The sequence below is a fragment of the Streptomyces bobili genome (assembly GCF_002154575.1).
Lineage (GTDB): Bacteria > Actinomycetota > Actinomycetes > Streptomycetales > Streptomycetaceae > Streptomyces > Streptomyces bobili.
In genome coordinates, this window is sequence record NZ_MUBA01000099.1 from 1 (window position 1) to 25,865 (window position 25,865).

General features: G+C 72.5%; 24 protein-coding genes. 10 read left to right on the top strand and 14 right to left on the bottom strand.

Annotation, left to right across the window (positions count from 1 at the left end; translation table 11 throughout):
- The 3 genes from BZL64_RS09065 to BZL64_RS09075 form a co-directional block, all read right to left on the bottom strand.
- Positions 1-409, bottom strand: a 409-nt coding sequence (locus BZL64_RS09065; RefSeq protein WP_143663062.1) for an acyl-CoA dehydrogenase family protein, incomplete at its 3' end; no start/stop codon positions are given.
- A gap of 1 nt (position 410) precedes the next feature.
- Positions 411-1,544 carry an acyl-CoA dehydrogenase gene (locus BZL64_RS09070; RefSeq protein ID WP_086767880.1) on the bottom strand — a complete coding sequence of 378 codons (1,134 nt, stop codon included), beginning with the start codon at positions 1,542-1,544 and terminating at the stop codon, positions 411-413.
- The gene (locus BZL64_RS09075; RefSeq protein ID WP_086767882.1) at positions 1,544-2,737 is read right to left on the bottom strand and encodes an amidohydrolase family protein; all 1,194 of its coding nucleotides are present in this window, start codon (positions 2,735-2,737) and stop codon (positions 1,544-1,546) included. Before BZL64_RS09075 ends, BZL64_RS09070 begins: the two co-directional genes overlap by 1 nt.
- 157 nt (positions 2,738-2,894) lie before the next feature.
- Between BZL64_RS09075 and BZL64_RS09080 the strand changes: the two genes are divergently transcribed.
- Positions 2,895-4,403 (top strand): class I adenylate-forming enzyme family protein, encoded by a 1,509-nt coding sequence (locus BZL64_RS09080; RefSeq protein WP_086767884.1) that lies wholly within the window; start codon positions 2,895-2,897, stop codon positions 4,401-4,403.
- 180 nt (positions 4,404-4,583) lie between these two features.
- A complete protein-coding gene (locus tag BZL64_RS09085; RefSeq protein ID WP_086767886.1) occupies positions 4,584-5,324 on the top strand; it encodes a dienelactone hydrolase family protein in 741 nt (246 codons plus the stop codon).
- A gap of 103 nt (positions 5,325-5,427) precedes the next feature.
- Here the strand turns inward: BZL64_RS09085 and BZL64_RS09090 are convergent, their stop codons facing one another.
- A complete protein-coding gene (locus BZL64_RS09090; RefSeq protein ID WP_086767888.1) occupies positions 5,428-5,940 on the bottom strand; it encodes an EF-hand domain-containing protein in 513 nt (170 codons plus the stop codon).
- Positions 5,941-6,104: 164 nt separating this feature from the next.
- Positions 6,105-6,479 carry an STAS domain-containing protein gene (locus BZL64_RS09095; protein WP_086767890.1) on the bottom strand — a complete coding sequence of 125 codons (375 nt, stop codon included), beginning with the start codon at positions 6,477-6,479 and terminating at the stop codon, positions 6,105-6,107.
- A gap of 356 nt (positions 6,480-6,835) precedes the next feature.
- Between BZL64_RS09095 and BZL64_RS09100 the strand changes: the two genes are divergently transcribed.
- Together BZL64_RS09100 and BZL64_RS09105 are read left to right on the top strand one after the other, a co-directional pair.
- Positions 6,836-7,420 carry a sigma-70 family RNA polymerase sigma factor gene (locus tag BZL64_RS09100; protein WP_086767892.1) on the top strand — a complete coding sequence of 195 codons (585 nt, stop codon included), beginning with the start codon at positions 6,836-6,838 and terminating at the stop codon, positions 7,418-7,420.
- Complete coding sequence (locus tag BZL64_RS09105) at positions 7,417-8,655, top strand: maleylpyruvate isomerase mycothiol-dependent enzyme family protein (protein WP_107430242.1); 1,239 nt, start codon at positions 7,417-7,419, stop codon at positions 8,653-8,655. The genes BZL64_RS09100 and BZL64_RS09105 overlap by 4 nt, the downstream gene beginning before the upstream one ends.
- Positions 8,656-8,681: 26 nt before the next feature.
- Here the strand turns inward: BZL64_RS09105 and purU are convergent, their stop codons facing one another.
- Both purU and BZL64_RS09115 read right to left on the bottom strand, forming a co-directional pair.
- Entirely contained in the window at positions 8,682-9,566 is an 885-nt protein-coding gene (gene purU, locus BZL64_RS09110) for a formyltetrahydrofolate deformylase (protein WP_086767894.1), read from the bottom strand.
- Between the two features lie 107 nt (positions 9,567-9,673).
- Complete coding sequence (locus BZL64_RS09115; RefSeq protein WP_086767896.1) at positions 9,674-10,174, bottom strand: SCO4402 family protein; 501 nt, start codon at positions 10,172-10,174, stop codon at positions 9,674-9,676.
- A 118-nt stretch (positions 10,175-10,292) separates the two neighbouring features.
- On the opposite strand from BZL64_RS09115, the gene BZL64_RS09120 reads away from it, so the two are divergent.
- On the top strand, positions 10,293-11,621 hold the full coding sequence (locus BZL64_RS09120; RefSeq protein WP_086767898.1) for an ABC transporter substrate-binding protein: 1,329 nt from the start codon (positions 10,293-10,295) through the stop codon (positions 11,619-11,621).
- A 15-nt stretch (positions 11,622-11,636) separates the two neighbouring features.
- Here the strand turns inward: BZL64_RS09120 and BZL64_RS09125 are convergent, their stop codons facing one another.
- Both BZL64_RS09125 and BZL64_RS09130 read right to left on the bottom strand, forming a co-directional pair.
- Positions 11,637-13,304, bottom strand: a complete 1,668-nt coding sequence (locus BZL64_RS09125; protein WP_086767900.1) for a hypothetical protein — start codon at positions 13,302-13,304, stop codon at positions 11,637-11,639.
- 200 nt (positions 13,305-13,504) lie between these two features.
- A complete protein-coding gene (locus BZL64_RS09130) occupies positions 13,505-14,890 on the bottom strand; it encodes an NsdA family TPR-like regulatory protein (RefSeq protein WP_086767902.1) in 1,386 nt (461 codons plus the stop codon).
- 288 nt (positions 14,891-15,178) lie between these two features.
- On the opposite strand from BZL64_RS09130, the gene BZL64_RS09135 reads away from it, so the two are divergent.
- Genes BZL64_RS09135 through BZL64_RS09145 form a run of 3 tightly spaced genes read left to right on the top strand, consistent with a single transcriptional unit; the run spans position 15,179 to position 18,251 of the window.
- Positions 15,179-15,841: a bifunctional DNA primase/polymerase gene (locus tag BZL64_RS09135; protein ID WP_086767904.1), complete on the top strand. Its 663-nt coding sequence runs from the start codon at positions 15,179-15,181 to the stop codon at positions 15,839-15,841.
- A 56-nt stretch (positions 15,842-15,897) separates the two neighbouring features.
- Entirely contained in the window at positions 15,898-16,665 is a 768-nt protein-coding gene (locus BZL64_RS09140; RefSeq protein WP_086767926.1) for an ABC transporter ATP-binding protein, read from the top strand.
- Complete coding sequence (locus tag BZL64_RS09145) at positions 16,662-18,251, top strand: transporter (RefSeq protein WP_208639398.1); 1,590 nt, start codon at positions 16,662-16,664, stop codon at positions 18,249-18,251. Before BZL64_RS09140 ends, BZL64_RS09145 begins: the two co-directional genes overlap by 4 nt.
- 122 nt (positions 18,252-18,373) lie before the next feature.
- Here the strand turns inward: BZL64_RS09145 and BZL64_RS09150 are convergent, their stop codons facing one another.
- Both BZL64_RS09150 and BZL64_RS09155 read right to left on the bottom strand, forming a co-directional pair.
- Entirely contained in the window at positions 18,374-19,366 is a 993-nt protein-coding gene (locus tag BZL64_RS09150) for an alpha/beta fold hydrolase (protein WP_086767906.1), read from the bottom strand.
- A 519-nt stretch (positions 19,367-19,885) separates the two neighbouring features.
- Positions 19,886-20,578: an iron-dependent transcriptional repressor DtxR gene (locus tag BZL64_RS09155; RefSeq protein ID WP_086767908.1), complete on the bottom strand. Its 693-nt coding sequence runs from the start codon at positions 20,576-20,578 to the stop codon at positions 19,886-19,888.
- 322 nt (positions 20,579-20,900) lie between these two features.
- Between BZL64_RS09155 and BZL64_RS09160 the strand changes: the two genes are divergently transcribed.
- A complete protein-coding gene (locus BZL64_RS09160) occupies positions 20,901-21,656 on the top strand; it encodes an SIS domain-containing protein (protein ID WP_086767910.1) in 756 nt (251 codons plus the stop codon).
- Positions 21,657-21,694: 38 nt separating this feature from the next.
- On the opposite strand, the gene BZL64_RS09165 is transcribed toward BZL64_RS09160, so the two are convergent.
- The 3 genes from BZL64_RS09165 to BZL64_RS40555 form a co-directional block, all read right to left on the bottom strand.
- On the bottom strand, positions 21,695-23,173 hold the full coding sequence (locus tag BZL64_RS09165) for a PAS domain-containing protein (RefSeq protein WP_086767930.1): 1,479 nt from the start codon (positions 23,171-23,173) through the stop codon (positions 21,695-21,697).
- A gap of 145 nt (positions 23,174-23,318) precedes the next feature.
- Positions 23,319-23,771 carry a GNAT family N-acetyltransferase gene (locus BZL64_RS40550; protein ID WP_208639399.1) on the bottom strand — a complete coding sequence of 151 codons (453 nt, stop codon included), beginning with the start codon at positions 23,769-23,771 and terminating at the stop codon, positions 23,319-23,321.
- Positions 23,772-23,822: 51 nt separating this feature from the next.
- Entirely contained in the window at positions 23,823-24,209 is a 387-nt protein-coding gene (locus BZL64_RS40555; protein ID WP_150474551.1) for a RidA family protein, read from the bottom strand.
- A 616-nt stretch (positions 24,210-24,825) separates the two neighbouring features.
- On the opposite strand from BZL64_RS40555, the gene BZL64_RS09175 reads away from it, so the two are divergent.
- On the top strand, positions 24,826-25,854 hold the full coding sequence (locus BZL64_RS09175) for an isopenicillin N synthase family dioxygenase (RefSeq protein ID WP_086767912.1): 1,029 nt from the start codon (positions 24,826-24,828) through the stop codon (positions 25,852-25,854).
- Positions 25,855-25,865: the final 11 nt, after the last annotated feature.

Genomic DNA, 25,865 nt, shown 5'->3' on the forward strand with positions numbered 1-25,865 from the left:
CCCCTGCCCCTGCTCCGGACGGCACGGCGCTCCCCACCACCACGTCCGCCTCCGTCAGCCACTCCACCAGGCCGCCGTCGACGGCCGTCACGACCGTCTCGCCGGTCGCGGCGCCCGGTACGCGTCCGGCCGCGAGGTGGGTGGCGATCAGCGGGCCGGGCAGCAGCACCCGGCCCGCCTCCTCGAACGCCAACACGGCCTCGGGCAGGCCGAGTCCGACGCCGCCCTCGGACTCCGGCAGCCGCAGCGCGAAGAACCCGGCGTCACCCAGTGCCCGCCACAGGGCCCGGTCGAGCGCGGGCGGCCCGTCGGCCGCCGCCCGCAGTTCCCGGGGCCCGAAGCGGCGCGCGAGCACCTCCCGCACCCCGTTCCGCAAGGCCCGCTGGTCCTCGCTCAGTTGGAAACGCACGTCATCGTCCCTTCGGCAGCCCCAGGATCCGTTCGCCCACGATGTTGCGCTGGATCTGCGAGGTCCCGGCCGCGATGGTGTACGACAGGGAGGTCAGGCGGTCGAGCACCCACGGCCGGTCGAGGTCGAGGGCCGCGTCACCGAGGACCTCGGCGGCGGTGTCGTACAGGTCCTGGCGCGCCTGTGAATACCTCAGTTTGAAAACCGAACCCGCAAGGCCGGGCACGCCTCCGGAGGCCTCCGCCGCGCTCACGTTCCACTGGGTGAGCCGCCAGAGCGCCCGGAACTCGGCGTTGAGCCGGCCGAGCCGGCGACGCAGTGCGGGATCGTCCCAGCGGCCGTTGTGCCGCGCCTCGTGGGCGAGTTCGCCGAGGACCCGTCGGCAGGCGACCACCTCGCCCGCGAACGCGGTGCCGCGCTCGAAGGACAGCGTCACCATCGTCACCCGCCAGCCGTCGTTCTCCGCCCCGACGCGGTGGCCGACCGGCACCCGTACCTCGTCGAGGAACACCTCCGCGAACTCGGTGGACCCGGCGAGGGTCCGCAGCGGCCGTACCGTGATGCCGGGGGCGTCCATGGGCAGGGCGAGCCAGGTGATCCCGCGGTGCCGGGGCGCCTCCGGGTCGGTGCGCACCAGCAGTTCGCACCAGTTCGCGACCTCGGCGTGCGACGTCCAGATCTTGGAGCCGCTGACCACGTAGTGGTCGCCGTCGCGCCACGCGCGCGTGCGCAGCGCCGCGAGGTCGGAGCCGGCGCCGGGCTCGCTGAAGCCCTGGCACCAGACCTCCTCGCCGCGCAGGATCGGCGGCAGCCAGCGGGCCCGCTGTTCCTCCGTCCCCTCGGCGGCGACGGTCGGTCCGGCGTGCAGGAGTCCGACGAAGTTGGCGCCCACATAGGGCGCGCCGGCCTTCTCCGTCTCCTCCAGGAAGATGAGCCGGACGCCGGGCGGGGCGTCCCAGTGGACGTGCCCGTACCCGGCGTCGTAGAGCATCCGCTGCCAGCCGAGGTCGTACGCCCTGCGCCCCGGCCAGTCGGCGGGGGACGGCCTCGGCGGGAGGGTGGGGAGCGCCTTGCCCAGCCACTCCCGCAGCCGGGCCCGGAACGCGGCCTCCTCGGCGCTGTCGGCGAGGTCCATCAGCGGTCGAGGCCGAGGCCGAGCATGCGGATGGCGTTGCCGCGCATCAGCTTGTACACGGTCTCGTCGTCGAGGCCCTTGACGTGGTCGAGGGCGACCTCCTTGGTGTGCGGGAAGGTCGAGTCGACGTGCGGGTAGTCGGTCTCGAAGGTGGCGTTGTCGCGTCCGACGACGTCCAGCGACGCCACCCCGTGCTTGTCGCGGAAGAAGCAGCAGAAGATCTGCCGGTAGTAGTACGTCGACGGCGGCTCGGGAACGAGATCGCGGACGCCGCCCCAGGCCCGGTGCTCCGCCCACACGTCGTCGGCGCGTTCCAGGGCGTACGGGATCCAGCCCATCTGGCCCTCGGAGTAGGCCAGCTTGAGCGTCGGGAACTTCACCAGCACCCCGCTGAACAGGAAGTCCATCATCGAGGCCATCGCGTTGTTGAAGCTGAGCGCGGCCTGGACGGCGGGCGGGGCGTCCGGGGAGGCGGCCGGCATCTGGGACGAGGACCCGATGTGCATGTTGACGACCGTCCCGGTCTCCTGGCAGACCGCGAAGAACGGGTCCCAGTGGCCGGAGTGGATGGACGGCAGGCCCAGGTGGGTGGGGATCTCGGAGAAGGTGACCGCGCGCACCCCGCGGGCCGCGTTGCGCCGGATCTCGGCCACCGCCAGTCCGATGTCCCACAGCGGGATCAGGCACAGCGGGATGAGCCGCCCGCCGCTGTCTCCGCACCACTCCTCGACCATCCAGTCGTTGTAGGCGCGCACGCAGGCGAGGGCGACCTCCTTGTCGTGCGCCTCGGCGAAGGTCTGCCCGCAGAAGCGGGGGAAGGTCGGGAAGCAGAGGCTGCCCTCGACATGGTTGAGGTCCATGTCCTTGAGCCGCTCGGCCGGATCCCAGCAGCCGGGCCGCATCTCCGCGCGCGTGATGCCCTCCAGGGTCATCTCGTCCCGGTCGAAGCCGACGGCGGCGATGTTGCGTTTGTACGGGAACCTGAGGTCCTCGTAGATCCACCAGTCGGTGGGCGGGCCGTCCGGGTCCATGGTGATCCGGTACTTGCCGCCGACGTAGGCCAGCTCGCCGATACCGGCGGTGAGCGGCTTCGGCCCGCGGTCGCGGTACTTGTGCGGCAGCCAGGTCTCGAAGAGGTGTGCGGGCTCGATGACGTGGTCGTCGACGCTGATGATGCGGGGCAGTTCGGTCATGGGTCCCCTCCGCCGGGCCGACACGGTCCGCTCTTTCTGACGGTCCGTCAGTTCAGGTCTACGGGCAGGCTAGCCCCGCACCCCTGGACCGACAAGGCACCCGGCCCTACGCTCTGCCCACGATCTGACTAGGCGTCAGTTTGCTGGAGGGGCCACCGTGACCGATATCGCCCACACCCTGAGCGCGTCCCGCACGCTCTGGGACCTGCTCGCCCGCCGAGCCGCGCTCACCCCCGACCGCCCGGTCCTCCTCCAGGACGACCGCGCCCTGACCTTCGGCGCCCTGCGCGAGCGCGCCGAGCGCACCGCGGCGGGCCTGTACGGCATGGGCGTACGCCCCGGCACGGTCGTCGCCTGGCAGCTCCCCACCCGCCTGGAGACGGCCGTCCTCTCCTTCGCCCTGGCCCGCCTCGGGGCCGTCCAGACCCCCGTGATCCCCTTCTACCGGGACCGCGAGGTCGGCTTCGCCCTGCGCGAGTCCAAGGCCGAGTTCTTCGCCGTACCGGGCGTGTGGCGCGGCTTCGACCACACGGAGATGGCCCGGCGGCTGGGCGCCAAGGGCGTCTTCGAGGCGTACGACGACCTTCCCGAGGGCGACCCCGCGGTACTCCCCGCCCCGCCCGCCGAGGGCACCTCCGTGCGCTGGATCTACTGGACCTCGGGCACCACCTCCGACCCCAAGGGCGTCCTGCACACGGACCGCTCCCTCCTCGCCGGCGGCGCCTGCCTCGCCCACGCGCTGCGCCTCACGGCGGACGACGTCGGCTCGATGGCCTTCCCCTACGCCCACATCGCCGGCCCCGACTACACGGTGATGCTGCTCCTGTACGGCTTCCCTGCGGTGATGTTCGAGCACTTCGCCCTGCCGGACGCGCTCACCGAGTACCGCAGGCACGGCGTCACGGTGGCGGGCGGCTCGACGGCGTTCTACTCGATGTTCCTCGCGGAACAGCGCGAACGGCCGGGCGTCCCGGTGATCCCGACCCTGCGCCTCCTCGCGGGCGGCGGCGCCCCCAAGCCCCCCGAGCTGTACCACCGCGTGGTCCGCGAGATGGGCGTACAGCTCACCCACGGCTACGGCATGACCGAGGTCCCGATGATCACCATGGGCGACCCCGACGACACGGCCGAGCACCTGGCGACGACGGAGGGGCGCCCGCCGGAGGGCATGGAGATACGGATCGTGGACGGCGAGGTACGCCTGCGCGGAGAGGCCGTCTGCCAGGGCTACCTGGACCCGGCCCAGACGGCGGAGGCCTTCGACCCGGACGGCTTCCTCCGCACCGGCGACCTGGGCCACGTCACCGGCTCCGGCCACCTGGTCCTCACCGGCCGCCTCAAGGACGTGATCATCCGCAAGGGCGAGAACATCTCGGCGAAGGAGATAGAGGACCTCCTCCACACCCACCCCTCGGTGAGAGACGTGGCGGTCATCGGCCTGCCGGACCCGGAACGGGGCGAGCGCGTGTGCGCGGTCGTGGAACAACCGGAGGGAACCGAGCACCTGACCCTGGCCACGGTCACGGCCCACCTGCGAGCGGCGGGCCTGTCGGTGCACAAACTCCCGGAACAGCTGGAGGTGGTGGACTCACTGCCACGCAACGAGACGCTGAGGAAGGTACTCAAGTACCGGCTGCGGGAGCGGTATTCGGCGCCGGGAAGCTGAGGGGCGGGGCGCTGGCATCGATCGCGCCCCGTGGGCTACGTTTGCGCGATGACCACCGGGACGGCCTTGCGCCACACACGGATAGGTGACCCGGCGCCGCTCTGAGCGCCGCACGGGCTCCGCCTCCTGTCGTGTCGACCACAGCTCGATACGCCGACCACGACAGGAGAACGCACACTCATGCCCAGCGACAAGACCCCGCACATTCCCACCCCGGACGGCCTGGCCGACGCTTACGCCGCCTTCCCCGACGGTGGCGGGCGGCACCCCGCGGTGCTGATGTACGCGGACGGCTTCGGTATCCGTCCCGTACTGCGGGAGATGGCCCGCGAACTGGCCGGGCACGGGTATTACGTGCTCGTCCCCAACGTCTTCTACCGGCACGGCCCTGCACCGGTGATCGAGCTTCCCGAGTACATCGGAGAAGAGGCCCGGCCCGCGGTCATCGCCCAGCTGATGCCCCTGATAGAGGCGCACACCGCCGAACGCACCCTGCGCGACGCGGACGCCTACCTCAGGTTCCTCACCACACAGCCCGAGGTCGCTCCCGGCCCGGTCGCGGTGACCGGCTACTGCATCGGCGGTCTCCTGGCGACCCGCACCGCCGCGGCCCACCCCGGCCAGGTGGCCGCCCTCGCAGCGTTCCACGGCCCCGTGGGCGCGGACGGCCCCGACTCCTTCACCGGCATCACCGCCCAGGCCCACTTCGGCCACGCCGAGAGCGACCTGACACCCGAGACCCTGGGCAGACTCGGCGAGGCCCTGGACGCGGCGGGCGTCAGCCACACCTCCGAGATCTACCCCGGCACCGCCCACGGCTTCACGATGTCCGACACCGACGCCTTCGACTCCACCGGCCTGAAACGCCACTGGGAGCGCCTGCTCCCACTTCTCGACCGCACGCTCGCGGGCAGTCGCTAGGTCCGTCTCCGGCCCGGATCTGCCCATTGCCTGACCCGCGGGATTCGCCGACAGCGTCTGGGCCTCACGCCGGGGGTCCGGAGGCGGCGCCCCGTGGGTCGGGTTACTCCGGGACCGTGAAGTAGCGGGCGAACGCCGGGACGACCTCCGCCTCTCCCACGAGTCCGTCCGCGTCGGTGTCCAGCAGCGCCGCCGCCCCGCGGGCGGCTTCCTCGTTCGCTCCCAGGGCCCTCAGGACCCGCACCGTGTCGTCGATGGTGGCCCGCCCGTCGCCGTCGCCGTCCGCGATGTCGAGCGCGGCGTGCAGGAAGGGCCGGGCGATCTCGGCGAACCGCTCGGGGTTGTCGCGGAGCCGCTTGACGGCCCCGCCCACGAACTCGTCGCGGCTGATGCGCTGGTCCCCGTCCCGGTCCGCGATCCCGGCCATGCCCTGCCAGAACGCCTCGGCTCCGCCGTACAGCGCCTGTCCCTTGTCGGAGCGGGCCGGGACGCCGAACTCGGCGAGGACGGCCTTGGCCGCGGAGGCGAAGTCCACGCGGTCGATGCAGCCGTTGCCGTCCTGGTCGAAGGTGGCGAACCGGGCGGCGATCCTGCGCTCGTACTCGCTGCTCACCATGTCTCTGGGCCGCCTTACGTCATCACGTCGGGTGTGGGTCTTCCGCAGGGGAGCGTACGACGCCGGCGACACCCGGGCGGCGGGAAGGTGACACCTGTGCCAAGACCGAGGGAATTCCGGTACGAGAATGTGGCGGAAAGCGTGACGCGGTTCACCTGATCCGGTCAGGCGGACAGCGGCTCGGCGCCGTCCTCGACGGCCTCGGCGACATCGCCGTACACGTCGAAGAGGCGGCGCACGCCCAGCGCGCCCAGGACGCGATTGACGTGGGAGTCCTCGACCGCGCCGCGGGCCGGCAGGATCAGCCGCAGGCGTCCCCGGCAGGAGCGGATCAGCCGCCGGGAGGCGATGAGGACGCCGACCCCGCTGGAGTCGCAGAAATGCACCTCGGAGAGGTCCAGGACGAGACTGTGGCGGCCCTCGGCCACCTCGTCGTGCACCCGTTGACGCAGCACGGGTGACGTCACCAGGTCCAGCTCGCCCGACACGCGGAGCACGGCCCATCCGCCCCGCTCACCGCCGGTCACTTTGAAAGCCACCCACCAAGCCTTTCATCCGCCCGAACGGAAGCTGTCCCTTCGCTTCCTCGCAGCGCGGCTGCCCAGCGGCCGTTCCCCGAAACGCCGGGTGAAAAACAGTCGGCGAGAGAAAGAGGCTTGTTCCAGTCGGTATCGGTCCTGTTCGATCCACTTCGATCAAGCCTGATCGCGAGCAAGGCGGGTAGACGCGCGGAGCACGCCTTTACCACCCTCCGCGGCACAGGGGGCGCACATTGCAGCAAAGGGGCGTGCGTCGTCGGACGTGCCGACTACATTTCGAGGTGACGATGCACGCAGGCTGGACAGGGACAGGCCCCGGTGGGAGCGCCGGGCACGGGCAGGGCTGAGGGGGCCGCATGGCGAACAAGGACGCACCGCCCCGCTGGGACCGCAAGATGCAGCAGCGGCTCGCGCGCGGGGAGGCCGCCGCCCTCGGTGAGCTGTACGACCGGTTCGCCTCGCTCGTGCACGGCCTCGCCCATCGCGTGCTGGGGGACGAGCGGGCCGCCGACGGCGTCACCCGCGAGGTCTTCGCGCACGTGTGGGAGCACCCCGACTCCTACGACCCCCGGCAGGGCCCCCTGCGCAGCTGGGTCGCCGCCCTGACCCACCGCCTGGCCGTGCAGCGCCTGCGCGCCACGGAGAGCGCGGCGCTCGCGCTGGACGGCTCCGGCAGCACCGAGGAACTGGAGAACAAGGTCCGGCACGCCTCGGTCGCCGCCCGCGCCGACTACATCGTCCAGTCGATGCCGACCCCGCTGCGCGCCGCCCTGGAGCTGGCGTACTTCCAGCGCCGCGACTACCGCCAGACCGCCGCCGACCTGGGTGTCACCGAGGACGAGGCCCGTCGCCGCCTCCGCCTCGGCCTGCAACTGCTCTCCACGGCCCACGACGCCGCCGCCCCCGGCGCCCCGCCCGGACGCTACGGGGGTGCGGCATGACCGACGCGGACCATGGCGGCCACGCCGGGCCGTACGCCGCCGAGAGCGGCGCGGGCGCCCAGGCCGGGCCGCTCCGCCTGGAACACCCCGTCCTCAAGGCACTCCTGGGCGCCTGGGCGCTGGCCGCCTGCTCGGCCGAGGAGACCGCCGCCGTCGAGGACCACCTCGGCGACTGCGGGGCCTGCGCCGACGAGGCCCGGCGGCTGCGTGAGGCGGTCGGCCTGCTCCAGCGCCCCGACAGCCTCGACCTGGACCCGGCCCTGCGCACCCGCGTCCTGGAGAGCTGCCTGGACCGGCGCCCGCCGCGCATCCCGGTGCCCGACTGGGCGATGTCGTACGACGCCGAGACCGCGCGGCTGGACGCGCTGCTCCAGGACTTCGGGGACGCGGAGTGGCACGCGCCCGTGCGCCTGCGCTGGTTCCGCGGCGCGGACGCCACCAGCCGCCGTACGACCGTCGCCGGCGTCATCGCGCACCTGATCGCGGTGGACGGGCTGGTCGCCGTCGCGCTGGGCCTCGACGATCCGCTGGGACCGGTCACGGGCGGCTCGGCGGGCAAGCCGGTGGGATCGCCGGCCGAGCGGACGGAGGCGTTCTGGGACGCCTCGCACTTCCCGCCCACCCGGTCCGTGCGCGGCCCCTGGCGGGACCAGACCCACGCGGTCGTCCGCACGGCGTGCTTCACGGGTGGGGGCACCTCCCGCGCGAGCGGAGCCGAGCGTGGGGGAGGCTCCGGCACCATGCCGGTGTCGTACGGCGACTTCGAACTGCCGCTGCGGGACGCGCTGGTGGACCGGGCCTTCGAATGCTGGGTGCACGCCGTGGACATCGCCGAGGCCGTCGACTACCCCTACGAGCCGCCCGCGCCGCGTCATCTGCGCGGCATGATCGACCTGGCCGCCCGGATGCTGCCCGGCGCCCTCGCCGACCGCCGCCGCGCGGGACTCACCTCACCGGGCGATACGCGGCACCTGGTGACCGCCGGCCGCCCCGGCCGCAGCCTGCGGCTGGAGATCGAGGGACGGGGCGGCGGCGAGTGGCTCATCCCCCTCGACTCCCCCGCCGCGGTGGGCTCCGCCGACCACGAGGTGGCCCATGTGGCCCTGGACGACGTGGAGTTCTGCCGGCTCGCGGCAGGCCACGTCTCGCCGGAGGAAGCGGCGGCGGGCCAGGTGGGCGACCGCAGGGCCATCAGCGACGTACTGTCCGCGGCGGCGTCCCTGAGCCGGATGTAGGAGCCACCCGGCGCGGGGCGGCCCCGCTACGCGAAGACGACCGTGCGTCGCCCGTTCAGCAGGATCCGCCGCTCCGCGTGCCACTTCACGGCACGGGCCAGCGCCTGGCACTCCACGTCGCGCCCGACGGCCACGAGCTGGTCCGGCGTGACGTCGTGCCCCACCCGCTCGACCTCCTGCTCGATGATCGGCCCCTCGTCGAGGTCGGCCGTCACATAGTGCGCCGTCGCGCCGATCAGCTTCACGCCCCGCGCGTGCGCCTGGTGGTACGGCTTCGCGCCCTTGAAGCTCGGCAGGAAGGAGTGGTGGATGTTGATGATCTTCCCGTTGAGCTGCTTGCACAGGTCGTCCGACAGCACCTGCATGTAGCGGGCCAGGACGACCAGCTCGACACCCTCCTCGCGGACGATCTCCAGCAGCCGCGCCTCCGCCTCGGCCTTGTTGTCCTTCGCCACCGGGATGTGGTGGAAGGGAACGCCGTACGAATCCACCAGCTCGGCGAAGTCGGTGTGGTTGGACACCACGGCCGCGATCTCCACCGGCAGCGCGCCGGTCCGGGCGCGGAACAGCAGGTCGTTCAGGCAGTGGCCGAACCTGCTGACCATGAGGACGATGCGCATCTTCTCGTCGGCCCGGTTGATCTGCCAGTCCATGTGGAAGGCGTCGCCGATCGCCGCGAAGCTCGCCCGCAGCTTGTCCACGGTCACCGGCGACTCCGCCGAGAAGTGGACCCGCATGAAGAACAGTCCCGTGTCGTGGTCGCCGAACTGCTGGCTGTCCTCGATGTTGCAGCCGGTCATGAACAGGTAGCTCGACACGGCGTGCACGATGCCCTGCTTGTCGGGGCAGGACAGTGTGAGGACGTACTGGTCGGCGAGGGTCGCCGTGGCGCGGGTGGACTGCTCACTCATGCAGCACAGGGTCTCATGACAGGTCACACACGCAGGAACGCCGTCCGCAGGACGGAATCACCCGCCGGTCCCCGTCACGCCGCCCTCGTCATGATCCGCCGCACTTCTCACGCCGTCCTCGTCATGATCCGCAGCACTTCGAGCGTGCGCGGCGGGACGTCCGGCTCCTCGCCGTCGGCCACCGCCAGGCGTACGTGGGCGTCGCGCGCCGCCCGTACGGCGTCGGGCCAGCCCTCGTGGTCGACGTACGCGGAGACCGGGGCGTCGGGGCCGACCTGGTGCATGATCCGCAGGACGCGCAGCACGGCGGTGTCGACGAGCGCGGCCTCCTGGGAGTCGCGGAAGATCGTGCCGACGTACTTCTCGGCGGACCAGTTGTCGAGCCAGGTGTCCTCGACCAGGCGGTACACGGCGTCGGTGACGTCCCCGTACCCGTCGACGCCGGCCAGCCAGACGTCCCGCTGGAACACCGGGTCGGAGAGCATGTGCAGCGCGGAGCGCACATTGCTGCGCCAGCGCCACCACGGCATGTCGTTGAGTGGCATGCCGCCCATGGTGGGGGAGCGACGGCCGCGACGGGAAGAGTTCTCCGAACCTTGCACGGTCATCGATCGTACGTTTCCCCGTCCCGCCCGCCTCACCAGCCCCCGCAATTCACCTCCCTGTCACCCGGCGTTGACCGTGGGTCACTCGGAGGTTGGTCATGTGGCGGAATCGTGCGTGGACATGACCGGCAGGCAACGCATGCGAAGTACCTTCCTCCCCAGGTCCCTCCGCCCCACCAGGTCCTTCAGATCCGCCGCGCTGTCGGCGGGCGCCCTGGTGGCCAGTGCGTCGCTCGCCGCGGGATGCGGGCTCGTCCCCGGGGCCACGGGGGGCTCCGGGGACGACTCGATCGTCGTGATGACGTGGGCGCCCGAGGGCACCGCGGCCACCAACAAGCCCGGCATGCCCGCCTTCGCCCGCGCCTACGCCCGTTGGATCAACGCCAACGGCGGCCTCGACGGCCGTCAGCTCAAGGTACTCACCTGCAACGACCACAACGACACCGTGGACGCCGCGAAGTGCGCCCGGCAGGCCGTGAAGGCGAACGCGGTCGCCGTGCTCGGCTCCTACAGCCAGCACTCCGAGTCCTTCCTCCCGCATCTGGAAGGCGCCGGCATTCCCTACATAGGCGGCTACGGCGTCACCAACGAGGAGTTCATCAGCCCGCTCTCCTACCCCGTCAACGGCGGCCAGCCGGCGCTGCTGGCGGGCCTCGGCAAGGAGCTGGCCGCGGTCTGCGGCCCCGTCGCCCTCGTCCGCCCCGACACCATCGCGGGCGACACCCTGCCCGCCATGCTCGACGCCGGACTCACGGCGGGCGGCCACGGCAAGGTCGTGGACCAGCGGGCCGCGGAGGACGCCACCGAGTACTCGGCGCAGGCCGACGCCGCGCTGAAGGAGGCGACCGTCGAGGACGGTTCCGGCGAGAACGACAAGGGATGCGTGATCCCCGCCCTCGGCGACCGCACCGGCACCTTCATGGACTCCTTCCGGCGTGGCCGCGAGGACTACCCCACCGTGCGCACCGCGACCGTCCTCGGCAGCGTCGACCAGACGGTGATCAACTCCACCGGTGGCGCGTCCAGTGCCTTCGAGGGGGCCTACGTCACCGGCTGGTACCCGGTGGCGAGCGACCCGCGGTGGGACCCGATGAAGAAGGTGATCAGCGAGAGCGCCTTCTCCGACACCCGGATCGACCCGGCGGACACGGGCGTGCAGACCACCTGGATCGCCTACACCGTGTTCAGGAAGGTCGTGGAGTCGCTCGGGGCCGGCGCGGTGACCGCCGACACCGTCACCGGCGCCCTCGACGACGGCCTGAAGGTCAGCACGGGCGGGCTCACACCGACCCTGCGCTGGGAGTTCACCGACCAGCTCGCCTCGATCGGCTTCCCGCGCCTGGTCAACGCCGACGTGACCCTCCAGACGGTGAAGCAGGGCAGGCTGGCGGCGGCCAAGGAGGGCTTCGTCGACGTCACGAAGACGCTGGAGAACGCCGACGTCGACTGAGCCGACGCCGGCCGCTCACAGCTGCACCGGCTGCCGCTCTGTCAGGCCGTACGTCTTCGCGATCGCGTTCCACAGTTCGGCGGCCTGCTTCTTCTGGGCGCTGGCCGTGCCGCTCGCGCGGTTGGCCTCCTGCGTCCGGCCCGTGGAGCGGGCCTGGCCCTTCTTGCAGAGCTTGCCCCTGTCCGCGGCCACCTGGTCGGCCCAGGCCGCGTAGTGGTTGTCGGCGGAGGCGGAGGCCTGCCAGGCCTTGGTGAGCGCGGTGGTCAGCGCGGCATGCTCCGGCAGCTGGTCGACGGTCAGGCCGGACAGTTTCGTCACCAGTTCCGTGCGCTGCTTCGCCGCGTCCCGCAGGTCGGCCGCGGCCTTGCCGAGGTTGCCGCACTTCTTCACGTCGGCCACCGCGCCGATCACGGTCGCCCGGCTGCTGCCGCTGTCCGCGAGCAGCTTGTCCAGGGCGATCGCCTGCTGCTCGGCCGCGTCGGCCGAAGCCGACGCCGATTCCTCGGTGGCGGGCGCCGACGCGGCGACGGTCTTGTTGTCGTCGCCCTCGTCGGCGCCGCCCCCGCTGGAGAGCAGTGCGCCCGCGCCGACCCCGACGACGACGAGCGCCACACCGATCGCGGCGAACAGCGGCACCCGCGAGCCGCTACGGCCGCCGCCGTGGTCGTCGTCCCGCATCGCGCGCCGCCCGCCGGAGCCGCCGCCCGGCGGGGTGTGGCCGGGCTGGGTGTAGGCGGGCTGTGCGTGGGCGGCATGGGCATGGGCGGCGGGGTGGGCGCCGTATGCGGGCGGCTCGGGCTCCGAGAAGCGCGGCATCTGCTGGGTGGCCCCGGCCGGGCCGTCGTCACCGCCGCTGCGGAAGAGGTTGTCGAACTCGGCGGGCGGCTGCCGCTCGCCCGCGCCGTACGGACTCTGGCCGGTCACGGGCGGGATGTACTGGGTGGCCTCGGCGTCGGCGTGCGAGCCGTGCTGTCCACCGTGGGCGGGCCGCGCTCCCGGAGCGTTCTGCTGGGCGCGGCCGAGGAAGTGGGTGGACTCGGCCGGCGACTCGGGCGGCAGGGCACCCGGCGCGACCGGCGGAATGTACTGCGTCGCACCCTCGTCCACCGGCGCGGGGACGGGCGGCAGGTACTGGGTGGCGCCCTCGTCGGCGTGTGCCGGGACGGGGGGTATGTACTGGGTGGCGCCCTCGTCGGCGTGCGCGGGGACCGGCGGTATGTAGCGGGTGGCGCTGTCCTCCATGGGCGGCAGCGGCGCGGCCGGCACGCCGTGGCCGTACGACGGCGGTGCCGGGGCCCCCTCGGGCGGCAGCGGGCCGGCGCCCGGGCCGGGTCCGGCCTGCGGGGCGGCTCGCCACGCGTCGGGGCCCGTCGGCTGCGGGGTGTCCCACTGCCGGTCCCCGTCCCACTGCCGCTGGTCCGCCGGGGGCGGCCAGGACTGCCCCTGCTGCCCCGCCTGCCGCTCGGGTCCCCAGGGCTGCCCCCAGGTCTGCCCGCCGGCCGGCGGGCCCGCCGACGGCGCGGGCGGCTGCTGGCCGCCGTACTGCTGCTGCCCGGCGTAGGGGTCCTGCCCCGGACCGTTCGTCGTGCCCGGCAGCAGGGGTTCCCCGCCGTCGGAGGGCAGCACGATGCCTTCGCGCGCGGTCCGCGCCGAGGGCTCCTCGCCCTGTCCACTCTGCGTCACCGGGACTCCTACTGATGGGGGACCTTCGGAATCGTCGGCTCACGCTACCGGGTCCCCGGAACCCCGTGCCACGCAGCTCAGGTCATGGCCTCCTCCCGGTGCCCCGAGTAACGGAACCGGGACGCCGTGCGCTGTACACGCCGCCGATCGTGCGGCGGCGGGCCGTTTCCCGGCCGTTCACGCCACGGCGCCCCGGATGTTCACGCGGCTGCCTGGAGGCCCAGTCGTGCCCCGAACTCCCTGACCACCGGCTCCTCCTGGAACGGCCCCAGCCGCGACTGGAGGTCCTCCAGGTACTCGGCACCCCGGTTGGAGCGGAGCGTGTCCAGCAACTCCACCGCCTTCAGGCCGGTGTTGCAGGCCTGCTCGATCTCGCGCTGCTGCACCTGGGCCGTGGCCAGCAGCACATATCCGATGGCCCGTCGGCGGGCCCGGCTCTCCGGATGCCCGGCCAGCGACTGCTGCGCACAGCGCGCCGCCGCCTCGGCCTGCCCGAGGTCGCGGTGACAGTGCGCCAACTCGTCGGCGAGATAGGCCTCGTCGAAGTGGGCGATCCACGCGGGATCGTCCCCGGCCGCCGGATCGGCCGCCTCCAGCGCGGCCACGGCCCGCCCGGACGCCGTCTGTGCCGCCCGGACGTCACCCATGAGCGCGTGCCCGCGGGCCTCCGCGGCGTGGAACATGGCCTCCGCGCGCGGCGTCACCCGCCCCCGCGCGCCCTCCTGGGCCGCCCGCGCCAATTGGGCGATCTCGCGCGGGTTTCCGAGCTGGGCGGCGAGGTGGCTCATGGAGGCGGCGAGTACATAGCCGCCGTAGCCGCGGTCCCCGGCCGCCTGGGCGAGGCGCAGGGCCTGGATGTAGTAGCGCTGGGCGAGGCCGGGCTGGCCGGTGTCGATGGCCATGTAGCCGGCGAGTTCGGTCAACCGGGCCACGGCGGCGAAGAGTTCCCGCCCCACCGCCTCCCGGTACGAACCGGCGAGCAGGCCGGACACGACGCTGTTGAGGTAGTGCACGACGACCGGGCGGACATGCCCGCTGCCGTACTGGTGGTCCAGTTCGACGAGCGCCTGGGTCATCGCCTTCACGGCCGCCACGTCGGACAGGCCCACCCGGGGGCCGGCCGAGCGCGCCACCTGCGCGTCGGGCGAGGAGATCAGCCAGTCGCGGCTGGGCTCGACGAGCGCGGAGGCGGCCACGGAGGACCCCGAGAGGAAGTCGCGGCGGCCCACGTCACTGCGCCACAGCTCGCAGACCTGCTCGATGGCCCCCAGTACCGTCGGCGAGAACTGGAGACCGACACCCGACGCGAGGTTCTTGCCGTTGGCCATGCCGATCTCGTCGATCGTGACCGTACGGCCGAGTTTGCGGCCCAGGGCCTCGGCGATGATCGCCGGTGCGCGCCCCCGCGGCTGCTGTCCGCGCAGCCAACGGGCCACGGACGTCTTGTCGTAGCGCAGATCGAGACCGTGCTCGGCGCCGCACATGTTCACGCGGCGGGCGAGTCCGGCGTTCGAGCATCCCGCTTCCTGGATGAGCGCCTGCAACCGTTCGTTCGGCTGCCGCGCGACGAGCGGCCTTGCGGCCATGGGCACTACCCCCTGTGGCTGCGGTGCCTTTCCCGCGCACCGAGTTGATGTGTCTTCCACCGAAAAATTCCGGCCGCGAAGATCAATGCCCCGCGGATACGACGAGAATGCGAGACATGCCAGGATTGCCTTGGTAAAGACGGAAGCCGCCCCCAAGCGTGACTACCCGCTCCCGCGCTCATTCCTCCCGCGCGCCCCCGCCCATGCACCCGTGCGCCCCGGACGCCGAATCGATGCTCCTCCCCCGCGCACGTCGGCGGGCCGTAACCCCTGGTGACGCCCAGAGTTGTGTTCATCGTGGAAGACACCATCGCGGGCGCCGAGGCCACCCAGATCCCGAAGCAGCGCGGAGAATCGCTGCTGGAGACCGCTGTTCGCTACGCCGAAGAACGTCACTGGGACGTCTTCCCCGGCACCTGGCTGGAGGCCGTCGACGGGACGCAGCGCTGCTCCTGCGACGACCCGGCGTGTCCGGTGCCCGGGGCGCATCCGACCCGGCCCGAGTGGGCGACGCAGGCCACGGGCAGCGCGACCGCCGCGCGGCGCATGTGGCAGAAGCAGCCGACCGCGTCGATCCTGCTCCCGACCGGGCGGACCTTCGACGCGATCTCCGTGCCGGAGACAGCCGGGTTCCTGGCGCTGGCGCGGATGGAGCGCATGGAGTCGACGCTGGGCCCCGTCACGTTGACGCCGGACCGGCGGATGCACTTCTTCGTCCTCCCCGGCGCTTCGGTCAAGGTGCCCGATCTCGTACGCAAGGTGGGATGGACGCTGTCCTCCCTCGACCTCGTCGTACTGGGCGAGGGGGCGTACGTGGCGGCGCCGCCCACCCGGTTCGGTTCACGGGGGGCCGTGCAGTGGGCCTGCCGGCCCACGCCCGCCAACCGGTGGCTGCCGGACGCGGAGGAGTTGATCTCGCCACTGGCGTACGCGTGCGGGAGGGACCGCTAGGAGCCGCCCCGCTGCGCGTCCCTTCGGAGCACGGCGGGCCGCCGTAGGGTGCAGCCATGACGTCCGTGCGCGTACGAAACCTCTGGAAGCGGTTCGGGCGACAGGTGGCCGTCGCCGGGATCGATCTCGACCTGCCCGCGGGGAAGTTCATCGGGCTGGTCGGGCCCAACGGGGCCGGGAAGACCACGACGCTGTCGATGGTGACCGGGCTGCTGCGGCCCGACCAGGGCACGGTGGAGGTGGTCGGGCACGACGTGTGGCGGGACCCGGTCGAGGTGAAGGCCCGGATCGGGGTGCTGCCCGAGGGACTGCGGCTGTTCGAGCGGCTGTCCGGGCGTGAACTCCTGAGGTACACCGGCCTGTTGCGGGGACTGCCCGGTGCCGAGGTCGAGAGGCGGGCGACCCAGCTGCTCGGCGTCCTCGACCTCGCCGGCGCGCAGCACAAGCTCGTCGTCGACTACTCGACCGGGATGCGCAAGAAGATCGGGCTCGCGGCCGCGCTGCTGCACAATCCCGAGGTGCTGTTCCTCGACGAGCCGTTCGAGGGCGTGGACCCGGTGTCCGCGCAGATCATCCGCGGGGTGCTGGAGCGGTACACGGCGTCCGGCGCCACGGTCGTCTTCTCCTCCCACGTCATGGAGCTGGTCGAGTCGCTGTGCGACTGGGTGGCCGTGATGGCGGCCGGCCGTATCCGGGCCCACGGCACGCTGGCGGAGGTGCGTGGGTCGGCGCCCTCGCTGCAGCGGGCGTTCCTCGAACTCGTCGGCGCCGAGGGCCGCGACACCGGCTCCGACCTCGACTGGCTGGGCGGCGGCGCCCGGTGACCGGGCTGACCTCCACCGTCGTACGGCTGAAGCTGGCGCTGTTGCGCAACGGGCTGCGGCAGTCCGGTGGGCGGCGGGCCGCGTACGTCGCCTCGGCGGTCGTCACCCTGCTGTTCGCCGCGTTGCAGCTGATCGGGCTGATCGCGCTGCGCGGACATGAGCACGCGGCGTCGCTGGTGGTGCTGCTGGTGGCGGTGCTGGGGCTGGGGTGGGCGGTGATGCCGTTGTTCTTCCCGAGCGGCGACGAGACGCTGGACCCGACCCGGCTGGTGATGCTGCCGCTGCGGCCCCGGCCGCTGGTGCGGGCGCTGCTGGCGGCCTCGCTGGTGGGCGTCGGGCCGCTGTTCACGGTGCTGATGCTGGTGGGCTCGGTGATCGCCGTCGCACACGGCGCGTTCGCCTACGTCCTGTCGGCGCCCGCCGTCCTGCTCGGGCTGTTGGTGTGCGTGGCGTTCGCGCGGGCCGTGGCCACCGCCAACATCCGGCTGCTGACCAGCCGCAGGGGCCGTGACCTGGCGGTGCTGAGCGGGCTGGTCATCGCGGTCGGCGCGCAGATCGTCAACTTCGGCGCGCAGCGGCTGGGTTCGGCGGGCCTCGGACAGCTCGATCCGGCGGCGGACGTACTGGCCTGGGTGCCACCCGCCTCCGCGGTCGGCGCCCTGGACGCGGCGAGCGAGGGGGCGTACGGCATCGCGGTCGGGCGACTGGTGGTGAGCGCGGGGGCGCTGGCACTGCTGGTGGCGCTGTGGGCGCGGACCCTGACCCGGCTGATGACCGCGCCGGACGGCTCCACCCTCCAGGCCGCCGAACCGGCCGCCCGGGACCGGCGGACCTCGGCGGGGCTGCGGCGCCTGCTGCCGGGCGGGCGCACCGGCACGGTCATGGAGCGCAGCCTGCGCTATGTCTGGCGCGATCCCAAGACCAAGGCGGCCTGGGTGACCTCGCTGGCCATCGGCCTGATCGTGCCCGTGTTCAACGCGCTCCAGGGCACCGGCTCGATCTACTTCGCCTGTTTCGCCGCCGGGATGCTCGGCATCCAGATGTACAACCAGTTCGGCCAGGACACCTCCGCCTTCTGGATGGTCGCGCTGACCATCTCCTCGACCCGCGACGCCTACGTCGAACTGCGCGCGCGTGCCCTGGCACTGCTGCTGATCACCCTGCCGTACGCGACGCTGGTGACCGTCCTGACGACGGCCCTGCTCGGCGACTGGGCGAGACTGCCGGAGGCGCTCGGGCTGTCCTTCGCGCTGCTGGGCGCGATGCTGGCGACCGGCGCCTGGACCTCGGCCCGCTTCCCGTACTCCATCCCGCAGGAGGGCCACAAGAACGTGGCCCCCGGTCAGGCGGGGCTGGCGTGGATCTCGATCCTCGGCGGCATGGTGGCCGCCGCCCTGCTCTGCGCCCCGGTCATCGCCGTGACGGTCTGGCTGAACGTCAGTGCGGGCGGCGACCGGTGGAGTTGGGCGCTGCTACCGCTGGGGGCGGCGTACGGAGCCTCGGTCACGCTGCTGGGCCTGCGCCTCGCGGCGCCGCGCACGGCGGCCCGCCTGCCGGAGATCCTGACGGCGGTGAGCAGGGGCTGAGGGGCCCTCCCTGGCTCTCCGGGCTCCTGCGGCGGGCTCCTGCCGCGGGCTTCCGCGCTCCTGCTTCCGGGTCCCCGTCAGCCCGCGTCCGCCCCCGTCAGCCCCCGTCCGCCCGCGTCCGCTCAGCGTGCGAGCACGCCGTCCAGGAACGGCTCGATCGCCTCGCGCCAGCCCTCCGGCTGGTCGTAGTGGACGAGGTGACCGGCGTCGGTGACCTCCGCGTACTCACCGAGCGGCAGCACCCGCACCATCTCCTGCGCCTCCGCGCGCCCCAGCTCGCCGTCCAGTCCGCGGACCACCAGGGTGGGGCAGCGGACCTGGGTGAGTTCCTCCCAGTGGGCGTCGTAGACCCAGGTCTCGCGGGACTTCAGCATCTGCTCGGGTTCGAAGACGGGACGCCAGCCGTCGGGGGACTCCTGCATCACCTCGGCGTAGAACTCGCCACGCGCCGGGTTGGGCCGCTCGACCCAGGGGTCGTCCTCGCCGAACCACTTGCGGACGTCGGCGAGGGTCGCGAAGGGGACGGGCCACGACTCGAACCAGTCGGCCCACTCGCGCTGCGAGGCCGCGCCGAGTGCGGAGGCCCGCATGTCGCAGATGATCAGTCCGGAGACCAGGTCGGGGCGCTTTGCGGCGAGCTGCCAGGCGGTCAGGGCGCCCATCGCGTGGCCGATCAGGACGGCGGGGCCGAGGCCGAGCTGTTCGAGGGCGGCTTCGGCGTCCTCGACGTACGCCTCACGGGTGAAGGCGGCCTTCGGCGGCTTCTCGCTCCGGCCGTGCCCCCGCTGGTCGAGGGCGACCGCGCGGTGCCGCTCGGAGAGCCAGCGGGCGGTGGACGCCCAGTGCGAGGCGCGGCCCATCAGGCCGTGCAGTAAGAACACGCCGGTGGTGCGCTCGGGTGACGCCGTCGGCTCGGACCGGGCCCCGTCCTCCGCGCTCGGCTCGCCGGTCGGCTGGCGGCCGGCCGACTGGACCGGAATCAAGGCTTCCGACCTGTTGTCCGTCGGGTGCCCGGCGTCCTTCCTGTCGGTCGGGTCCTTCTTGGGCGGGTCGCCGAACTCCCAGGCCGCCAGGCTCACGCCACCGGCCCCGATCACGTCGATGCGTCGCGCCATAGGTCCAGGCACCCCCCTCGCTCCGCTCGGACCCCTCGCTCCCGCTCGAGCCGGCCGGTCCGGTCACCCTCGTGTCTGCCGTCGTACCGCTGTGCCGCTTATTTCACCCGCAGGCTATCGAATACTCATTCGAAGAAACCCGCTTCCGCGAGCAACACCCCTCGTTCGAGTGACCATGCTCAAGGAATGATCGCCGCTGCCCGGGGGAGACCTTCAGCGGGAGGCGGACCGCTCGGGGAAAACGGTCCGAGGGGACCGACCTTGAGAGCTCGGGGCTCCAGGTCGGAACAGGGGAGGACAGGCCCCGGCGCCGCGAGGCGCCGGGGCCCTCCCATGATCTGCGGCACATCGTCCCGCCCCCTCAGGTCATATGCCTCACGCGACAGACTGGCACGCGCAGCGCCGGAGCGCTGCGATTCGACACAGGGAATCACCGATTCGGCCACATCGACAGAACGCCTCAACTACACCGACAGCCCCACGAGTTGAACAACGCTCAGCATTTCGCCCCTGCTCGGGTCAACGCTTGGCGACGAACACGTGGGAGGCGACGTCCGCCTCCAGCTCGGCCGCCTCACCCCCGCTGCCCACCAGCACACCGCCGGCCGACTCGGTCACGCTCACCACCGAGCCCGGCTGCACACCGGCCCGCCGCAGCGTGTACATGAGCTGCGCGTCCGTCTGGATCGGCTCGCCGATGCGGCGGACGACGACCGTCTTGCCCTCCAGGCCCGGGTCCAGGTCGGCGAGCGACACCATGCCCTCGTCCAGGAACGGGTCGGCGATCTCCTTCTCCCCCAACTCCTCCAGACCCGGGATCGGGTTGCCGTACGGCGACTCGGTGGGGTGGCGCAGCAGCTCCAGGACCCGGCGCTCGACGGCCTCGCTCATCACGTGCTCCCAGCGGCACGCCTCCGCGTGGACCTGCTCCCACTCCAGGCCGATCACGTCGACGAGGAGGCACTCGGCCAGGCGGTGCTTGCGCATCACGCGCGTGGCGAGGCGGCGGCCCTCGTCCGTCAGCTCCAGGTGCCGGTCGCTGGCCACGGAGACCAGGCCGTCCCGCTCCATGCGGGCCACCGTCTGGCTGACCGTCGGACCGCTCTGGTCGAGCCGCTCCGCGATCCGGGCGCGCATGGGGACCACACCTTCCTCCTCCAGCTCGAGGATGGTGCGGAGATACATCTCCGTGGTGTCGATCAGTCCGGACATACGTGCCCCTTGATGAGATTGCCGGAGGCTGGACGGCTCTCCGGCTCGTGCGCTGGCCCTGGCTTCAATTCTGCCGGATACCACTGACAAGCGTGCCGCGCCGTGGAAACGAAGGCGTTACGCCAGGGTTCATGCCCCCCGCGGCGTCACCCCGGACGACCCTGCCACCTTCCCGGACGGCCGCGCACCTTCGCAGGGGGCGCCGCGGGCCGGTGGGGGCGGCCGTCCCCCTCCCCCGCCGTATTGACAGCGCGCTGGTCCAGACCGCACGGTGATCCGCGACACGGACACGGACACCGGATACGGCAAAGGGGCCCCTCGGATGAGTGACCGCACGCCCGCCGCGCAGTTCTTCGACGCCGCGATCGGCCTGTTGCAGCGGGTTCGCGACGAGGAGGCGGTGGCCGTCGAGGCCGCCGGTGTCCTCCTCGCCGACACCGTCGCCGCCGGCGGACGCCTCTTCGCCTTCGGCGCGGGCCACTCCTCGCTCGCCGCGCAGGACGTCGTCTACCGCGCGGGCGGTCTGGCCCTGATGAACCTGCTCGTCGTGCCGGGCGTCGTCGGCGTCGACGTCGTGCCCGCCACCCTCGGCTCCGCCCTGGAGCGCGTCGAGGGTCTGGCCGGCGCCGTCCTGGACACCTCGCCGGTGCGGGCGGGCGACGCCCTGGTGATCGTCTCGCTGTCGGGCCGCAACGCGCTGCCCGTGGAGATGGCCCTCAACGCGCGCGCCCTGGGCGTGAAGGTCATCGGCGTGACCTCGGTCGCGTACGCCACCGAGACGACGTCCCGGCATGTGTCGGGAACCTTCCTCAAGGATCACTGCGACCTCGTCCTCGACTCGAAGATCGCGGTCGGCGACGCCGAGTTGAGCCTCGACACCGTCCCCGCGCCCTTCGCGCCCGCGTCCACCGTCGTCACCTCGGCCCTCCTCCAGGCGGTCATGGCCACCGCGGCGGCCTCCCTCGCCGAACGCGGCATCGAACCCCCGCTGCTGCGCTCCGGCAACATCGACGGCGGCCACGAGTGGAACGGCCGGATCATGGACGAGTACCGGGACCGGATCTTCTACCGGCGCTGAGCCCGGGGAACGGCACCGGGTCGAGGGTCACGCGCGCGTCATTCGTCGTCACCGCGCTCGGCGGAACCGGCTGAGCCCGTTGAGCCGGCTGAACCGGCGGTACCCGCCGAACCGGTGAGCTGGACGAGGTCGGCCAGGTCCAGGCCCGCCGCCACCCGGACGGCCACATCCTCGGCGTACGTCGAGTCGAACCGCTCGAAGGCGGTACGGCCCGACGTGCGCAGGAACGTGACGACGCCCAGGGTGCGCCCACGGCTGCGCAGGACCGCGCACAGCGCGTGCATCGTGTCCTCGGGCCACTGACGCGCGCGGGCCCACTCGCGCGCCCGGTCCGGGGCCACACTGCCCGCGGAGGCGCGCACCGAGCCGGCGCGGGCCAGGCACTGGAGGGCCGGGTGGCCTTCCGTGTACCCCACGGGCAGGCCGGCGTGGCCGGTGAGGACGCTGGGGCCCGGCGCGCCCGAGGGCGTGGCCGCCACCCGCACCAGACGCTGTGGGGCACCCGGCTCCCCGTCGGCCCTCGGCGGGCCCGCGACACGGTCGATCACGGCATGGTCGGCGAACCCCGCGAGAGCGAAGTCGAGATGGACCGTCGCCGCCTCCGCCGGGTCCTCGCACTCGGCGGCCGCTCTCGACGCCCGGTGCAGCTGGTTCGTCCGGAACCGCAGCAGCGCCGCCTCCTGCTCGCTCTGCTTGGCCTCGGTGACGTCCTGGAAGAGCCAGCCGACGCCGAGCGGCACCGGCTCCTCGGCGAGCGGCGAGGCCAGCCGCACGAACCCGCTGCGCCAGCAGCGCCGCTTCTCGCCCTCCGGGGTCCGCACGCCCACCCACATCTCGGCGGGCGCGGGCGGGGCGCCCTCGGCGAGGACGTGCGTCAGCGCGTTCTCCAGCTCTTCGACGCCGCGGGTCAGCAGGTCGCCCAGCGGGCGGCCCAGGACCGCCGTACGGCCCGTGCCGAGCGCGCGGGCCGCGTGCGCGTTGACCACGGCGGGGCGCAGGTCGGCGTCGACGAGGACCACGCCCCAGGACGCGTCCTCGAAGAGGGCCTCGCTGAGCGCGATGGAGCGCTCCAGGTCGATCTGGGTGTGCACCTCGCTGAACGCGCAGTACAGCCCGGCGGGCTTGCCGTCGGGGCCGCGGACGGCGGCGGACTGGGTGCGCACGAGGACCCGGCCGCCGTCCTTGGTGAGCAGCGCGAACTCGTGCACCTGCCGGCCGGGGGCCCGCATGGCCGCCATCAGCCGGCCCTCGATCTCCTCGGCGTCCGCCTCGCGCACCGCCCAGCCGGCGAAGCCGGGCCGGCCGACCGCCTCCGCGGCGGTCCAGCCGAGGATGCGCTCGGCCTCGCGGTTCCAGTGCGTGACGACGCCGTCGGCGTCGAAGGCGCACAGCGCCGCGTCCATTCCGTCGAGCAGCGCGGCGAGCAGATCCGAGCCGTCCGGACCCTCCGGGCCGGGCCGCTCGGGCTCGTCCGGTCCCAGTTCGTCGGTGGTCCCACTACGGCGGGAAGCACTCACCTGGACCCCCTCAGGTTCGCTCACGTGCCCTCATTCAACTTGAACGTGACGCAGCCCACATATGGTTCCCGCAAGATTGCAGAGGAATCGTTGTACGCCGGTCCTGCCAGGTACGTACGTACGTCCCGTACCCCGGACGGCGCGGCTAGCGCGCGGCCAGCCGCAGGTCGACCCAGACATCGCTCTCGCCGTCCAGCGTGTAACGCTCCGTCTCGGTGAACCCGCGCGCCTCGGCGAACCGCAGACCGTCCTCGTTGACGGCCAGCACGCACGTCTCCACGACCCGCGCGCCGAGCCCGCGCGCGTGGGCGAGACCGTGGTCGTACAAGGCCGTTCCGTGCCCGCGACGGCGGTACGGCGGCAGCACGCGCGCGATGACGGTCGCCACCGCCTCCTCGCCGTCCGGGGGCCGTACCGTCGAGCAGCCGACGAGGACGTCACCGAGGTAGGCGTTGTCCAGGCGGTAGCGGTCGCCTCGCGCGCGTGCCTCGTCGAGGGACATGGCGGCCGGGGGCACGATCGTGTTGTGGACGTGCCGCCACTGTTCGAGCATGGCGTCGCCGACGACCGGCGCGATACGAAGACGAAGATCGGTCACGGCCCCAGGCAACCGTGCGGCCGGGCGGACGTCAACGGGGTTGCCGTCCCGCTACGCGGGGCGGCGGGCGTACACCTCGATCTCGATCCGCATCCGGGGGTCGGCCAGGCCGCACACCATCATCGTCGCCGCCGGCCGCACCTCTCCGAAGCAGCCGCGCAGCACCGGCCAGCAGGGCTCGAAGTCGGCCCGCTCGGGCAGCAGATAGCGCACCCGCACGACGTCTTCGAAGCCGCACCCGGCCTCCGCCAGGGCCGCGCCGATGTTGCGCAGACACTGCTCGGCCTGTTCGACCACGTCGTCCGAGATGGTCATCGTCGCGTAGTCGTAGCCGGTCGTCCCCGACACGTGCACCCAGTCGCCGTCGACGACGGCACGCGCGTACCCGATCTGCTCCTCGAAGGGGGAACCGCTGAGGATGGCCCGCCGCTCGGTCACGCGGGAGGTCGTAGTGGCGGAGGTCGCTCTGGGAGAAGTCATGCGGAGACCCTAGGCCCGGAAAAAAGGGGTTGATCGGGCGGCGGAACGGTTCTTAAGGTGGCGGCACACGCTGAAAGGAGGTGATCCGGTAGATGTGTGATTCCCGGACTCGTGAGGTGACTGCGGGCTAGCGGCCCGCCACCACACCCCGTAGTGGGTGCCGGACCAGCGTGCGCGCGACGCACGCAGCCGGCCAGTTCCACGCAGTCACCCGACCCGCGAGTCGCCGGTAAGTCCGGCCGGCCCTCCCCGGAGGACCAGACTCGCGGGTCGCCTGCGTTCACGGACCCTGCCGTCCGAGCCGCCCCCGCCGTGGAATCTTCGGTGCGTGATGTGCGCCACTTACGGATTTACGGGCGAGGAGTACTCTGAGCGCATGCTTCCGCTCGTTCGACGCCGCCACGTGGACTACGTCCGCGTCACGAGCATGGGCTGTCGACGCTCCCTCTGAGCTGTCCGGCCCCCTTCGCGGTTCAGCAGCCGCCCGCGTTTCCCCCTCTCTGCCCACTTGGCACCCGTGCGCCCGCCCCACCCACGGCGCTCGCGCGGGACCCGTACACCTTGCGGACGCACCATGACGAACGTGTCGACGAACCCGTCGTACCAGCAACTGCCGATCATCGATCTCTCCGCCGCCGACCGTGGGCCGCAAGCCCGTGCGCTGCTGCACGCGCGCTTGCACAGCGCCGCGCACGACGTGGGGTTCTTCCAGCTCGTGGGGCACGGGGTGAGCGAGGAGGAGACCGCTGCGCTGACCTCCGCGATGCGGCGGTTCTTCGCGCTGCCCGAGGCCGAGCGGCTCGCGATCGACAATGTGAACTCGCCGCACTTCCGGGGCTATACGCGCACCGGCGACGAGCGGACCGGCGGCCGGCAGGACTGGCGCGACCAGTTGGACATCGGGGCGGAGCGGCCGGCGCGGGTGCCGGGGCCCGGAGAGCCCGCCTACTGGTGGCTGGAGGGGCCCAACCAGTGGCCCGCCGGGCTGCCCGAGCTGCGGGTGGCCGCGCTGCGGTGGGTGGAGCGCCTCAGCGGGGTCGCGGAGAAGCTGCTGCACGAACTGCTCGCCGCGATCGGGGCGCCCGCGGACTTCTACGACCCGGTGTTCGGGGAGCGCGCGCATCCGCACCTGAAGCTGGTGCGCTATCCGGGGAGCGCGGGCGACGGCACCGGCCAGGGGGTCGGCGCACACAAGGACTACGGGTTCCTGACGCTGCTGCTCCAGGACCAGGTGGGCGGGCTCCAGGTGCAGCGCGAGGACGGGCTCTTCCATGACGTGCCGCCGCTGCCCGGGGCCTTCGTGGTGAACCTCGGTGAGCTGCTGGAGGTGGCGACGAACGGCTACCTGCTGGCCACCAACCACCGGGTGGTGTCGCCGCCGAGCGCGGTCGAGCGGTTCTCCGTGCCGTTCTTCTACAACCCCCGGCTGGACGCGCGCGTGGAGCCGCTGCCCTTCCCGCACGCGTCCGCCGCGCCGGGTGTGACCGACGATCCGGCCAACCCGCTGTTCGCCGAGTACGGGTTCAACGAGCTGAAGGGCAAACTGCGGGCCCATCCGCTGGTCGCCGAGCGCCATCACGCGGAGCTGCTCAGCCCCGCGTGACGACCGCCGTT